The organism is Chryseobacterium sp. G0201 (assembly GCF_003815655.1).
GTDB lineage: Bacteria > Bacteroidota > Bacteroidia > Flavobacteriales > Weeksellaceae > Chryseobacterium.
On sequence record NZ_CP033917.1, the window covers coordinates 239,970 to 255,190 of the forward strand.

General features: G+C 34.7%; 12 protein-coding genes. 3 read left to right on the plus strand and 9 right to left on the minus strand.

From position 1 onward, the window contains the following. Positions 1-134: 134 nt before the first annotated feature. Positions 135-1,118 carry a PLP-dependent cysteine synthase family protein gene (locus tag EG348_RS01010; RefSeq protein WP_054513156.1) on the plus strand — a complete coding sequence of 328 codons (984 nt, stop codon included), beginning with the start codon at positions 135-137 and terminating at the stop codon, positions 1,116-1,118. A gap of 52 nt (positions 1,119-1,170) precedes the next feature. Here the strand turns inward: EG348_RS01010 and EG348_RS01015 are convergent, their stop codons facing one another. The 3 genes from EG348_RS01015 to EG348_RS01025 are packed head-to-tail and all read right to left on the minus strand — an operon-like array spanning position 1,171 to position 2,969. After that, positions 1,171-1,698 (minus strand): hypothetical protein, encoded by a 528-nt coding sequence (locus EG348_RS01015; RefSeq protein ID WP_123979852.1) that lies wholly within the window; start codon positions 1,696-1,698, stop codon positions 1,171-1,173. 44 nt (positions 1,699-1,742) lie between these two features. Continuing rightward, complete coding sequence (locus EG348_RS01020; protein WP_123979854.1) at positions 1,743-2,045, minus strand: chaperone modulator CbpM; 303 nt, start codon at positions 2,043-2,045, stop codon at positions 1,743-1,745. Between the two features lie 3 nt (positions 2,046-2,048). Further along, complete coding sequence (locus EG348_RS01025) at positions 2,049-2,969, minus strand: DnaJ C-terminal domain-containing protein (RefSeq protein ID WP_123979856.1); 921 nt, start codon at positions 2,967-2,969, stop codon at positions 2,049-2,051. Positions 2,970-3,062: 93 nt separating this feature from the next. On the opposite strand from EG348_RS01025, the gene EG348_RS01030 reads away from it, so the two are divergent. Continuing rightward, positions 3,063-4,262 (plus strand): dicarboxylate/amino acid:cation symporter, encoded by a 1,200-nt coding sequence (locus tag EG348_RS01030; protein WP_123979858.1) that lies wholly within the window; start codon positions 3,063-3,065, stop codon positions 4,260-4,262. A 188-nt stretch (positions 4,263-4,450) separates the two neighbouring features. Here EG348_RS01030 and EG348_RS01035 read toward each other — a convergent pair whose 3' ends face one another. From EG348_RS01035 to EG348_RS01045, 3 genes are all read right to left on the minus strand, one after another. Next, positions 4,451-4,834, minus strand: coding sequence for a DUF779 domain-containing protein (locus EG348_RS01035; protein ID WP_123979860.1), 384 nt, complete (start codon positions 4,832-4,834; stop codon positions 4,451-4,453). An 82-nt stretch (positions 4,835-4,916) separates the two neighbouring features. After that, the gene (gene adhP, locus EG348_RS01040; RefSeq protein WP_123979862.1) at positions 4,917-5,954 is read right to left on the minus strand and encodes an alcohol dehydrogenase AdhP; all 1,038 of its coding nucleotides are present in this window, start codon (positions 5,952-5,954) and stop codon (positions 4,917-4,919) included. Between the two features lie 449 nt (positions 5,955-6,403). Next, entirely contained in the window at positions 6,404-7,933 is a 1,530-nt protein-coding gene (locus EG348_RS01045; protein ID WP_123979864.1) for an aldehyde dehydrogenase family protein, read from the minus strand. A gap of 180 nt (positions 7,934-8,113) precedes the next feature. Between EG348_RS01045 and EG348_RS01050 the strand changes: the two genes are divergently transcribed. Continuing rightward, a complete protein-coding gene (locus EG348_RS01050) occupies positions 8,114-9,031 on the plus strand; it encodes an AraC family transcriptional regulator (protein ID WP_123979866.1) in 918 nt (305 codons plus the stop codon). A gap of 51 nt (positions 9,032-9,082) precedes the next feature. On the opposite strand, the gene EG348_RS01055 is transcribed toward EG348_RS01050, so the two are convergent. From EG348_RS01055 to EG348_RS01065, 3 genes are all read right to left on the minus strand, one after another. Then, a complete protein-coding gene (locus EG348_RS01055; protein ID WP_123979868.1) occupies positions 9,083-10,570 on the minus strand; it encodes a RagB/SusD family nutrient uptake outer membrane protein in 1,488 nt (495 codons plus the stop codon). Between the two features lie 13 nt (positions 10,571-10,583). Continuing rightward, the gene (locus tag EG348_RS01060) at positions 10,584-13,439 is read right to left on the minus strand and encodes a SusC/RagA family TonB-linked outer membrane protein (protein WP_123979870.1); all 2,856 of its coding nucleotides are present in this window, start codon (positions 13,437-13,439) and stop codon (positions 10,584-10,586) included. A 373-nt stretch (positions 13,440-13,812) separates the two neighbouring features. Then, entirely contained in the window at positions 13,813-15,141 is a 1,329-nt protein-coding gene (locus tag EG348_RS01065; RefSeq protein WP_123979872.1) for a hydroxymethylglutaryl-CoA synthase family protein, read from the minus strand. Positions 15,142-15,221 lie beyond the last annotated feature (80 nt).

The window sequence follows — 15,221 nt, forward strand, 5'->3', positions numbered from 1 at the left end:
ATTTCATTGTCAATTTTTCCGGTTTGGTTTTAAATTTACAATTCACTAATGACCATTCACTTATTAATAATACTCAAATCATAATTGTTAATTATTTGAAAGCTGTATCTTTGCACCGCATATAAAAAACATTTATGAAATACGCAAAAAACATCCTTGAAACTATCGGGAATACGCCACTTGTAAAGCTTAATAAGGTTTTGGGTGAAGATTTTCCTGCATTGGTTTTAGCAAAGGTTGAAACCTTCAATCCCGGCAATTCTGTGAAAGACAGAATGGCTCTGAAAATGATTGAAGACGCAGAAAAAGACGGAAGATTAAAACCTGGCGGAACCATTATTGAAGGGACTTCCGGAAATACCGGGATGGGATTGGCTCTTGCAGCGATCATCAAAGGTTACAAATGTATTTTTGTGACCAACTCAAAACAGTCAAAAGAAAAATGTGATATTCTTCGTGCCGTAGGCGCTGAAGTAATCGTTTGTCCTACAGACGTTAAGCCTACAGATCCTCGTTCTTATTATTCAGTTTCTAAGAGATTGGCAACTGAAACGGAAAACGGATGGTACGTTAATCAATACGATAATTTATCCAACAGAACGGCTCATTACGAGTCTACTGCTCCTGAAATCTGGGAACAGACTGACGGACAATTAACTCACTTTGTAGCCGGAGCCGGAACAGGAGGTACCGTTACAGGTTGTGGAATGTTTTTCAAGGAGAAAAATCCTAATATTAAAATAATTGGTGTTGATACCTATGGCTCTATTTTAAAGGAATTCCACGAAACGGGTGAACTTCATTATGACCACGCTTATACGTACATCACGGAAGGAATTGGTGAAGATATCATTCCTGAAAACTATGATATGTCGATCATTGATCATTTTGAAAAAGTAACTGATAAAGACGGTGCGATCTATGCTAGAAAACTGGCTAAAGAAGAAGGAATTTTCTGTGGATATTCTGCGGGAAGTGCGATTGCTTCTTTGATTCAGATGAAAGATCAGTTCACGAAAGATGATGTGATTGTGGTGTTACTTCATGATCACGGTTCAAGATATGTAGGAAAAGTCTACAACGACGAGTGGATGAAAGAAATGGGTTGGTTGGATTAATCAATCTTCATGATAAAAAACAAAAATCAGAGTAAATTTTACTCTGATTTTTTTATTCCTTGATATTTTTCTTAAGTGTTTGCTTCAAAATACTGTAATCTTTTTCACTCATTGATTTTCGTGGAAACATATAATTGAATTTTCCTTCCAAAGAAATAAATTCATTATTTGCGTCGAAATATTTAAAATCTTCCAATTTACTCAATTCTTCCTGACCATTAAGATTGACATTAAAAATTTCATCATTAAATCTGATCTCATATATTTTGGAATCTTCCAATGATTTTAAATATTTATTCACATCTTTTTTCCATCTCGAAACTTTGTTGATGCTTAAAGAAAGATAAACCGTACAAAGCAGAAACAAAAAGCTCACGAAATATAAAATTCCAAACTTTTCTTTGCTTAAATCACCTTTAAAACAAAAGAGAATCAATAAAATAAGTCCTGTAACAATCGTGGTAACCGTTTTTCCTTTGGTTGTTGCCGAAAAAAATAAACTTCCCTGATTACCACTGAAATAAATCTCTTCGAAATCCTTTCTGTTTACATTTAGCTTGATTACTTTATCTCCGTTCATTTCTTAGAATTATTTAATTTGCTTTAAAAGTTTACAAAACTAAATCAAATATCTTCATATTTATCACTTATAGCCGAAAGTTTATTCATTAATTCACGATTTTTTTGTTTTAAATCCTCCATTTTTCTGAGCATATCATGAATCACTTCCAAACCGGGAAGATTGATTTCCAGATCATAATGCCAATTGGTCAATTTTTCAAAAACCGGAAGATCTTCATACATCACATAACGAATTTCATTCTCAGTCTGAATACTCAACAAACCGGAATCTACCAATTCATCAAAAAAAGTGATCTCAATATTGTATATTTTTACGAGCTCTTCTCGCGATATTTTTTCACTCATGGCTTAGGAATTTTTAAGTTGTTCAAAAAGTTCTTTCTGCTTGTCGGTAAGATTTGTTGGTAACTTTACTTCATAAGTCACAAAAAGATCCCCGAAATGTCCGTCTTTTTTGTAAACGGGGAAACCTTTTCCTTTCAGTCTCACAGTGAGTCCGCTTTGGGTTTCAGGTTTTACTTTAAGGTTGACACTTCCATCCAGCGTATTTACTTTTACATCTCCTCCCAAAACTGCGGTGTACAGATCAATTGGCACTTTTGTTTTCAGATCATCTCCTACCCTTTCAAAATTAGGATCGGGAACGATATTGAAAGTGATATACAGATCTCCACTTGGACCTCCGTTATGACCTGGATTTCCATGACCTTTTAATTTAATTTGCTGTCCGTCATAAACACCTGCAGGGATCGTAATTCTTACTTTTTTGCCATTAATATCAAAAGTCTGAGGATGCGTTGTTGCAGCATCTTTTAGATTTAAATTCAATTCTGCATGAACATCCTGCCCTTTAAATTTCCCTGAAGCACTACCGCGTGAGCTTCTTCCAAATCCACCTCCTTCTCCGCCAAACATACTTTGGAAAAAGTCTGAAAAATCTTCACCTTCGCCAAAATCAGCACCAGAAAATCCACCACCGTAATTTCCGCCCTGACTTTGATGTTGCCTTTGTTGTTGCTGCTGGGCTTTTTCATATTCTTCGCCTTGTTTCCAGTTTTCGCCGTATTTATCATACTTCGTACGATTTTCAGGATTACTGAGAACTTCATTGGCTTCGTTCAGCTCTTTGAATTTTTTCTCAGCTTCTTTGTCGTTGGGATTGAGATCAGGATGGAGTTTTCTTGCCTGTTTTCGGTACGCTTTCTTAATATCATCCTGCGTTGCGCTTTTATCTACGCCTAAAATTTTATAGTAATCTATATAAGCCATAAAAACGATTATTTACTCAAATTTAGCGAATTTATGCCTGAAAATAATACATCGGAATGTTAAAAATAAAACTATCTTTGATAAAAAACCTGCATGAAAGAAGTATTTAAAAACTACTCAGGAATTATACTTTTACTACTCGGAATAACTGTCGGAAGCATTATCGGAATCGTAGCTCCAACTTTTGTTGATTATATAAAACCTTTGGGAGATATTTTCCTGAATCTTCTTTTTGTAAGTGTTGTTCCCTTGGTATTTTTTGCAGTTTCCAATTCTATTGCTTCTTTGGAACAGCAATCGAAATTTGGAAAAATCATGCTGACAATGGTTTTTACCTTTCTGTTTTTTATTATAACAGCAGCAATTTTCACCATCTGTGTTGTTTATTTATTTCCCGTTTCCGGAGTTTCTGGAAGTAAGGAAATTGTGGAAGAAGCAGCTAATAGCGACAGTTGGGGAAACAGAATTGTTGGTTTCTTTACCGTTGGAGAATTTACTCAGCTTTTTTCAAGACAAAATATGCTGGCTCTTTTAATCTTTGCCTTCATGACAGGTTTTGCAGCTAGAAAAGCGGGAGAAAAAGGACAGGCTTTCAGATCTTTTATTGCATCAGGATATGAAGTAATGAAGGAATTACTTTTATTGATTATGAAAGTAGCACCGATTGGTTTGGGAGCTTATTTTGCTTATCAGGTCGCAACTTTAGGGCCTCAACTTTTCGGATTTTACGCTAAACCTTTGGGTCTTTATTATATTGCAGGAATTGTTTATTTCTTAGTATTTTTTTCACTGTATGCTTTTATGGCGAATGGACAGAATGGGGTGAAAAGTTTCTGGAAAAATGCAATTTATCCAACTCTTACCGCTTTGAGTACTTGCAGTAGTTTCGCGACAATGCCCGCCAATTTACAGGCAGCATCAAAAATTGGAGTTCCGAGTTCTATTGCGAATCTTGTCATTCCGATTGGGACAACTTTACATAAAAATGGTTCTTCAATGTCTTCAATTATTAAAATTTATGTTGCCTTCTTAATTATCGGAAGAGATTTTTTTGATCCGATGAATCTACTTTTAGCTCTAGGAATTACCGTTTTTGTAAGTATCGTTGCAGGAGGAATTCCAAATGGTGGGTATATTGGAGAAATGCTGATGATTTCTGTCTATAAATTACCTCAGGAAGCTATTCCGGCTGTGATGATCATTGGAACATTGGTTGATCCTTTGGCAACGGTTTTAAATGCGGTTGGGCAAGTTGTAGCTTCGATGTTTGTGAATCGGTTCGTGAAGACCTGATTTTTTTTTAAAACACAAATTACATGAATATTTTTCACGAATTTCTATAAATAATTTTGAACTTAAATATCTGCTTTATTTGTTAATATGCGGGAGATTTTTTAACCACAGATTTTCAATAATTTACACGGATTTTTTGTTTCGCAGATTTTGGTGATTGAGCAGATTTTTTAATAATATTTTAATAATTATTCACTACGCTTTACAGGTTCTAAGTTTTCGAATTCTTCAGGCGTGAAAAGCTTATACTCTACTTTAAACGTTTTCCCTAAAGGTGTTTCAAGAGAAAATCCGCCTGGTCCGAAGCCGTCTGTAACATCCAATGTAAAATGGGAATATTTCCAGTATTCAAATAAATCGCGATCGATCCAGAATTCGTGACCGTTGATGGTTCCTATCATAGCATCGTTCATTCGTGGGAAGAATCCACCTTTTTCAAAGCATTGTGGTTGGGTTCCTTCACAACATCCTCCAGCTTGATAGAACATGAGTTCGCCATATTTTCTTTCTAACTCCCAGATTACTTCTACTGCTTTTTCTGTGACTGATACTCTGGATATTTTTGTTTCCATTTTTTTTGATTTTATTGAATTAATTAAAGTTAAAGAAAAGTCCGGAGAAAAACTCTACCGGACTGCTTAAACTCAATATAATTTAATTTGCACTTCCGGCAATGTCGAGAACAATTCTGCCTTCAATTTGTCCCGCTTTCATTTTATCGAAAACTTCGTTGATATCTTCTAATTTTGCAGCTGTAACAGTTGCTTTCACCAATCCTTCGTTGGCAAAATCCAATGCTTCCTGAAGATCTTTTCTTGTTCCAACGATTGAACCTCTTATTGTAATTCTTTTCAGTACCGTTTCAAAAATTGGTAACTCAAAAGAACCGGGAGGAAGTCCGTTTAAGGCAATTGTTCCTTTCCTTCTCAGAACATCGATTCCCTGTTTGAAAGCTATTGGAGAGACAGCTGTGATCAATGCGCCGTGCATTCCACCGACTTCCTTATGTAAATATTCTCCAGGATCTGTGTTTTTTGCATTGACCACTAAATCTGCTCCTAATTTTTTTGCTAATTCTAATTTATCATCCGAAACATCGATCGCTGCAACATGCATTCCCATTGCTTTTGCATACTGTACGGCAACATGTCCCAATCCTCCAATTCCTGAAATGGCAACCCATTCGCCTGGTTTTGTTTCTGTCTCTTTTAAGCCTTTATAAACCGTTACTCCAGCGCAAAGAATCGGAGCTATTTCTAAAAAGTTGACATCCGATTTTAAATGTCCAACATATCTTGAATCTGCAATTACATACTCCGCGAAACCTCCATCAACGCTATAACCTCCATTCTTCTGAGCATGACATAATGTTTCCCAGCCTGTAATACAATAATCGCAGCATCCACAAGCGGAATATAACCACGGAACTCCCACTGCATCGCCTTCTTTCACGTATGCTTCGGGACCGCATGCGACTACAATTCCGACTCCTTCATGTCCGGGAATCAATGGCATTTTGGGTTTTGCGGGCCAGTCACCGTCTACAGCGTGTAAATCTGTGTGGCAAACTCCACAGGCAATTACTTTTACTAAGACTTCATATCTTCCAGGAACTTTTACAGGAACTTCTTGGATTTGTAGCGGTTGTCCGTAACCTTGAACGACTGCGGCTTTCATTGTTTTTGGGATCATATTCTGGTTTTTTTGAGTTAGTTTTTAGTTTGTTTAATTTAAATTGATGATTTTATTTTAACGCAAAGAGCGCAAAGTTTTTTTTCTAGCTAATCTGTATATTTTTAAGCTCGCAAAGGTGTTTCACTTAACTAAGGTCACAAAGATTTTTACCTTACAATTTTTTCTATTTATATTTTTAAAATCCTTGGATTTAAGATTCGTTAAGGGTATTTTGAACTTTGTCAAGATTTTTGAACCTTGACAAGTCTCATAAGATATCCTGCTCATCCGGAAATTTCCAAATAAGTGAAAATAAACGTACTTTTTGCGTGAGGGATAGGAAGGGCGGCGAAGAATGAGCCGGTTCGGAGCGAAGCGGAGCACCGAAACGAAGTGGAGCCCTGGATAGCCCGACCGTTTTGCCCCAGACTAAGCTGAGGCAAACGGGCACGCCCTAATATTTAAAATTAAAAGAAACCTAATTTATTTTTGTTGTAAGAAATCAACATGTTTTTGGTCTGACGGTAGTGATCCAACATCATTTTGTGGTTTTCGCGACCGATTCCTGACTGCTTATACCCTCCGAAAGGTGCTCCTGCAGGGTAAGAGTGATATTGGTTTACCCAAACTCTACCCGCCTGGATCTGGCGAGGAACATTGTATAACTGATGTGCATCTCTCGTCCAAACACCAGCTCCAAGTCCATAAATCGTATCGTTTGCGATTTTGATACCTTCTTCTTCATCTTTGAAAGTAGTAAACGCTAAGACAGGTCCAAAAATTTCTTCCTGGAAAATTCTCATTCTATTGTTTCCTTTGAAAATTGTTGGCTGAATGTAATATCCATTTTCAAGACCTTCTCCGACATTGTTGACTTCACCTCCGACAAGAACTTCTGCGCCTTCTTCTTTTCCTAATTTGATGTAAGAAAGAATTTTATCTTTTTGAATCTGAGACGCCTGAGCTCCCATCATCACCGTTTTATCAAGAGGATTTCCTACTTTGATGGCTTTTACTCTTTCGATTACTTTTGCAATAAATGCATCTGCAATGTCTTCCTGAACCAATAATCTTGACGGACAAGTACATATTTCACCTTGATTTAGAGCGAAAAGAACTGCGCCTTCGATGGCTTTATCTAAAAACGCATCATCTGCATCCATCACTGAACTGAAGAAAACGTTTGGAGATTTTCCACCCAATTCTAATGTTACAGGAATGATATTTTCTGTCGCATACTGCATTACCAAACGACCCGTTGCCGTAGAACCGGTAAATGCTGCTTTGTTTACTTTTGGATTGGTAACCAACGCTCTTCCCAATTCTGCTCCGAAACCGTTAACGATATTTACAACCCCATTAGGTAATAAATCTCCAATGACTTCCATTAAAACCATGATGGAAATCGGTGTACTTTCTGCCGGTTTCAAGACTACACAATTTCCTGCCGCCAAAGCCGGAGCAAGCTTCCAAATTGCCATTAATAAAGGAAAATTCCATGGAATGATTTGGGCAATTACTCCAAGTGGTTCGTGAACGATCAATGAAACGGTATCTTTATCCAGTTCGTTATGAGAGCCTTCATCTGCTCTGATCACCGAAGCAAAATATCTAAAATGATCGATCGCTAAAGGTAAATCTGCTGCCAAAGTTTCTCTCACCGCTTTACCGTTATCAATGGTTTCAACCGTAGCTAAATATTCAAGATTTTGCTCAATCCTGTCGGCAATTTTGTTTAAAATAATGCTTCTTTGCGTTGAAGAAGTATCTTTCCAAGTTTGGAATGCTTTTTCTGCCGCATTTACAGCCAATTCTAGATCTTCTTTAGATGAATGTGCAGCCTGAGTGAATTTTTTTCCGTCAATCGGAGAAACTACATCAAAATATTCACCATTGACAGGAGCTGTAAATTTTCCGTCAATGTAATTATCGTATTTGCTTTTGAATTCAGGCCACTGTAAAGTTGTGTCTGATTTTTGTTCTGTGGTAGTGCTCATATTAGTATAATTTTAATTTTTCTGTTCAACCAAATTACACTTACCCAGCACAAACGTATAGCATAATCCTACAAAAAAATATCAAAATAGTGCAGAGGGTTAATTTTATAGTTTTATTAACAACTGCATAGCAATTTAATTTCTATATTTGATAGAAGAGGCAATAAAAAATGTTTAGAAATGAATGATAATAAATTTTTATTAAACACTCCTGAATTAAAGACGGAAAATCAGCTTTTAAACTTAATTGAAAATCAAACGAAATTCAATCTAAACAATTGTGAATTTAGTATCTATGAAACTCACAAGACCGCTTTTAATGTAAAACTCCATTTTGAAAACATTGCTTTTACCGCCATGCTTCGAGGTAAAAAACATATGAAACTGGATAATAAAACGAGTTATTTCGATTATTTTCCGGGAGAAAGTATTTTGGTTGCCCCCGGAGAAACGATGGTCATTGATTTCCCCGAAGCCGATGAAACGCCTTCACAGTGCATTTCTTTAAGTCTTAATCCAGATTTTATTGAAGATTCTTTGAATTATTTAAATTATCACCTTCCAAAAGTTGATGAAACGTCACAATGGAATATTCAACTTGATGAATATTTTCTTTTTAATAATAAATCTCTTACTTCCGCTACCAACAACATCATGAGAATTGCGATGGATGATAATTCTCAAAAAGACATCATGGCAGATTTTGCTTTGAAAGAACTATTGATAAGATTGATGCAAACCCAAGCGAGAAGTATGGTTGAAAGAAATATTGCTAAAAATAAATCAAGAATTGGTTTTGCAGTCGATTATATTAAAAAAAATCTACATCAGAAATTGTCGATCGACAGCATTGCTAAGTTGGCTTATGTAAGCAAATCCAACTTTTTTAAAATGTTTAAAGATGAATTGGGAACCTCTCCGAATGAATTTATTTTACAGGAAAGAATAAACAGAGCCAAAGAATTATTGGCAAGTCAAAATAGCATCAAAGAAACAGCTTATCAGACTGGCTTTTCAGACACAAATTATTTTACAAGAGTGTTTAAGCAATTGGTGGGTGTAACTCCAAAAAGTTATCAGGATAAGGTTATATTTTGAATAAAAAAGCCCTGCATGTGCAGGGCTTATGTTATTTAACATTATGTGTAATTAGTATCCGGGGTTTTGAACTATATTAGGATTTAGATTAATTGCATCTTGTGGAATCGGCAACACAAATCTATGACTTGTAGCAGATAAAGTTTTTGTAGCTCCTGTTGGAACATCAGTACCTCCACCCGTAGCTCCAGAACCAAAGTTAGATCTTACTACAGGTAGACCTAATCTCTTCAAAGTCCAGAACCTATCATTTTCAAAAGCTAGCTCTAATCTTCTTTCATAATAAACCGCATTCAATAAACTCGTTCCTGTTTCAGGACCTGGTACATAATTAGTATATCTTTGAGTTCTTAAAGTATTCAAAAGCTGTAAAGCTCTAACTTGATTTGGCGTAGAAGATTTCATATAAGACTCAGCAACTGTAAGATACACATCTGCCATTCTTAACATTTTAATGTCTACTACCCCAGCAACCGTAGAACCACTTCTAGTTCTATATTTAATTACATTATTATAGGGTATTGAACCAAAATTTGCAGTCAAAACATATGCTGTTTTTCTTATATCTGTCATAACAGGTGTAGCTGGAGCTGGTGTATAACTCGTAAACAAATCATAGCTTACATTAGACTCAGATCTTATTCCTCCAGAATTTTGATTATAAGCTACACCTATACTTACATTATCCTGTGCTGTATTTGCATTTAGTATTGTAAATAATTCTCCATCATCACTAGCATCTCTCCATGTATTCACAAAATTTTCAATAGCTCCTACTGATGAAGCAGCAGCAATAGCCAACTCGCCATATTCAATAGACTTCGCATAATCTCCTTTATACAAATAAACTTTAGATAAATATCCTAGTACCGAAGTTTTATTCAGGCGTCCAACACCTCCATTATCCGGGTTAATTTTAGACAAAGCATCTTGCAAATCAGCAATAATTTTATCATAAGTAATTGACACCGTAGCATCTCTTGAAGGCTTTGCTGCCGGATCAAAAGTTGTCACATATGCAATTCCTAAAGAATTTGGCGCATCAGCACTTTGAGTAGGAATTTTAGCATAAGCCCTTGCCAAATCAAAATGTGCAATGGCTCTTATTGCCTTAGCTTCGGCCTCTATGTTCTTCATATAATCTGTATAAGGAACTTTATTTAAGTTATCTAATACAATATTAGCTCTTGAAATTACAAAATAAGCAGATGCATATAATGATGTAACAGATCCGTCTTGTTGTGTATATGACCATTCATAAGCAGATCTGTTAGTTCCCCTTCCCTGAGGATTTATGATTAAGTTATCCGCCAAAATATCTCCTAAGATTATCGAACTTCCGGTATCGCCACTATAATAAGTAGGACTTTTAAACGCATCATAAGCTCCATCAACAACCAATCTATAGTTTTTCTCATTGTTGAAAATAGACTCTGGGGAATCTAAATGATTAGGCTGTACATCGAATCTTTCCTCATCGCAACTATATGCCACAAAAAAAACTGATGCTAATGCCAATGTCTTAAAAATATTTTTCATTGTTTTTTTAATTTTAAAATTCTAAATCTATTCCGAATAAAAATGTTTTTACAGCAGGATAACTGTACAAAGCATAAGCACCACTTATGAAAGTCTGATTTGCCCCGGTTTGACTTTCGCCAGAACCTACAGAAACCTCAGGATCTCCTTCAAACTTGGTCCAAGTCGCAAGATTTTGCCCTGTTAAAGAAAGTCGTATTTTGTTTACCGGTAAGTCAGTAAATATTTTTTTGCTGAATGTATACCCTACACTTAAATTTCTAAATCTAATAAATGATGCATCTTGCAAAAACCTGTCTGATGCCTGCAACCCCTGTATTCCTCCTGGAGCATTTGAAGCATTATTAGGTCTTGGTAAAACATTTGTTTGACCAGGTGCAGTCCAATAATTAGCTGCATCACTTCTCATATTTGAATCATTACCATTAGTATGATTTAGCATATTTAAAGCCATATAGTTATAGGTATAATTACCCGATTTAAATGTAAAGTCTGCATTCAAATCAAAACCTTTATATGATAAAGATGTACCAAATCCTCCAAACATTTTAGGTAGTGGAGACTTCCCTTCAATCATAACTGCATCGTTAGAATTGTATATTTCTGTAATAGCTCCATCCTTTGTATAATATTGCTCATTTCCATTATTTGGGTTTACGCCAGCACTTCTAACCAAAAAGAACGAAAATGGCTCATATCCTTCTCTTAGAATATTAATCCCTTGTATTCTCTCAGCTTCATTATCTCTTATTTTATTCAACTTATAACTCATAAAAGAATTATTCATTCTTAACGACCAGTTAAAGCCATTAGAAGACTTTAATACATCTATATTAAGACTCACTTCCAATCCTTTGTTTGTAAGTCTCCCTGCATTTATAACCGTAGAGTATGCACCTCCTTCAGAACTATAATTAGGGATTTGTAATATAAAATCTTTCTTTACATCGATAAAATAATCTAAAGTTCCCTTAATTCTATTTTTTAGAACAGCAAACTCTGCTCCATAATTTTGAGATTTTGTAACCTCCCATTTAAGATCAGGGTTACCATAAAATTGGTTAGGAGAAATAGTTGGATTAGTACCATAAATATTTCCACCTAGTAAAATATTATTAAGGTTTAAATCAATATTATTATATCCTCTAAGTCCCATGGATGCTCTTAACTTTAGTGTATTCAAAAAAGTATTATTTTTAAGGAACTCCTCATTGGTAAGATTCCACGCAGCACTTAATGACCAAAACGGTTCTGAATATACATTGTTTTTACCAAATCTGGAATCTGCATCCTGTCTTATGGAAGCTGTAAAAATATACTTCTTATCATAATCATATGTCAAAAATCCTCCGGTAGAAAATGTTCTGTATAGTTGATTAAAGCCAGATACTTGGAAAGGAATAGCTGTATTAGACAATTCACTTAAAGATGGTGAAGAAAAATTCCTTCCCACAGAAGTAATTAAATCATTTTTATACTCTGCATATTCTATTAACCCTAACAAATCAAAATTATGTTTTCCAAAAGCCTTTACATAATTAATTGTATTGGATGTGGTATATCTGAATCTATTTTGATTTTGTTGTGTGACAGACCCATTAATACCTAAAATATTATCTAGGAAAGACCCTCTAAGTGTCTTGGATGTTCTTCTGTAATTATTAAAATAACCTCCTAATTGAGTTTTAAACGTAAGACCTTCAATAATTTTATATTGCAAATAAATATTGGCATCTAAAAATAAATTAGATTGTGATTCAGGATTATTCTTTAATCCATCTAAAATAGGAAATCCTTGAAAGGTAGGATTATAAGAACCGTCTGCATTAAAAACAGGTTCGTATGGATTATAATCATACATCGCCCTAAAAGGATTTTGTGTGTTATTCCTGTCTCTTATTTCCTGATTAACTGAGTAATTAATTCCAACTGAAGATCCCATGCTAAATCTATCTGTAGGTGTTGCCTCAAAACCTATTCTTCCTGTGTATCTTTTATAAGCATGTATGTTCCTTACAATTCCATTATCTGAATCATAGCCTAAAGAGGCGTTATATTTTGACTTCTCATTTCCGCCCCTGATTCCTGCCTGATAAGATTCTATATATGATGTTCTTAGTATATCTTTTTGCCAATCATGATCTTGTGATAAATATAATTTTTCTTCATCCATATCTGGCCAATTATAATAGGCAGAAGCTCCTAAATTAGCCAAAGCTTTTTCGTAAGAAATCTTCTCTTGAGAATTCATCATTCTAAAATTGATATCTTTAATTTTATTCGAAAACCCTTGCTTACTGCTAAAAGTAATTACCGGTTTGCCTTGTTTTCCTTTTTTAGTGGTAAGTACAATAACACCATTACCACCTTGAGAGCCATATATTGCAGCAGCAGCAGCATCTTTTAAAACAGAGATGCTTTCATAATCGTTAGGGTTAATAGAATTAAATACCTCCTGAGCTCTTGCATCAGCGCCCAATACAAAGCCATCAATCACAAATAGAGGATTCCCAGAAGCTAATACACCATCTGCAGAATTTGAAGACGTTGTCAAATTTGAAAGTCCTCTTATGCTAATTTTAGAACCTGAGCCTGGTCTTCCATTAACTGCTGAAATATCAACACCTGCCGCCTTACCTTGGAGTGCATTTGTCCCCATTGTAGTAGGAGAAAATTTAGAAAGAGACTCTCCGGAAACACTTGTTACTGCAGAAGTTACTTCATCCTTACTTTTTTTCTGATAACCAATTACAACAACTTCTTCAATCTGCGCTTCTTTAGTAGAATCCTTCTTAGTTGTCTGTGCAAAAGCCGCTTGTCCTAAAAAAAACAAAACGCCAGCACTTAATACTCGTAGTTTTACATTCATATTTAACAAAATTTTAATTTTTGAAAAACAAATATGTTAATAAACATTAACATATCAAAAATGTAAAACACTGAACAACAAACAATTAATAAGAATTAAATTCACTTAAATAAATATTTATTTCAAATTTTAATAACTATAAACTCAATAAATCGTTAAAATATTATCACTAAAACATTTTAATTGAAATTATTTTAATTTCAACAAAATCACACACTATCATATTATTTTTAACAATTGGATAATAAAATTTGTTAAATACAAACATTATTACTAAAAAAATAAAGTTAACCTTTATTCCTATTCCAACTGATAAGTAAAGAACATAAAAAAACATCTCAGCTGAGATGTTTTTTTAGATATGGTAAAAAAATTACTTTTGATATGTGTAATACCTTGCTCCTATTAAAACAGGACTTTCTAATTCCACAGATTGCAATCCAAATCCTTTATAATTTTGGTTAACAGATCCTTCTAATTGCTTTCTGTGTAGCTTTTCATAAGTTTCAAAGTCGATAACTTTTCTGTTTTTTAAACCTTCAAACAGATCCCATTTCGAAACTACAGCTTTCCAATTATCAGAAACTTTTCCGGCAAAAACTTTAGATTTTGAACCACTTCCGTATCCTAAAAATCCAATTTCAGAACCTTTCAGTTCTTCATTTTCATTAAAAGAAGTCTGTAACGCAGAAAGTAACGCCATAAAAATAGAAGCAGTATACATATTTCCAATCTCGGAAGATGCTCTCTGTGATTTCTCTATTTTATCATTAATAAATTTCAAATAGCCTTCAGACTTTGCCACCGCTTTTTGTTCATCCGGAGTTTCATATGATAGTCCGTTTTCCAGACTGTAAATCTCAGTGAAAACTCTTTTCCCGTGGAAAGCATAAGGAAGATGAAAAATCAGATATTTCCAATTTTCATAAGGCTTATCTTTTCCTGTAATTTCTTTATAATGATTATAGGCTTCTCTTATTCTGTCCTGATAACATTGGTTTGAATACTGTCCGTCAAAAACAGGTTCATCTGTAAAAATCTCAATTTTTTCAGGAAAATTTTCTGGAGCATTTGCTAAATCTGACTTATTGAAATGACGTCTTGGTTTAAAAAAGTCAAAAACGCTTTCCGTAGCGACACCCCAATTATTTTCAATTTCCAACAAATCAGGTTTTGATGAAATCAATAAAGAAACCGCACCACCGCCTTGCGTATATTCGCCTGAAGAAGCCAATTCGTATTTTGCATAATCACTGGCGATGACGATTGCTTTTTTATCCGGATTTACTCTCACAAAATCAAGAGAATTATGTAAAGCATCAACTGCTCCAACGCAGGCAAAAGTCATATCCACAACATCACAGTTTCGGAAGCACCTTTCTCCAAATTCACTTTCCAACACTTTTTCTACCATTTGCATTGCGTAAGAAGCCGTTGGTTTCGCTGCGTCCAAAGCACTTTCTGTTCCCAAATAAATTCTGGCAATATCTTTTGGATTAATCGTATAATCTTTTATCAATTTTAATAAAGCTTCTGCTGCGAAGGTAGCTGCATCTTCATGAACATCCGGAAATCCCATTTTATGTAGCCCTAATCCCTTTTCAAGTTTTGCGGGTTCAATTCCTCTTTTTTCTGCTAAATCTTTAATTTCCAAATATAAAGACGGTACATAATAGCTGGCTGCCTCGATTCCAAAAGTCATAATTCTGTAATTTTAATACTAAATTATAAAAGATAATTCAAAAAAACAGTTGGTATTCACCTATTTTTTATCATTAATTA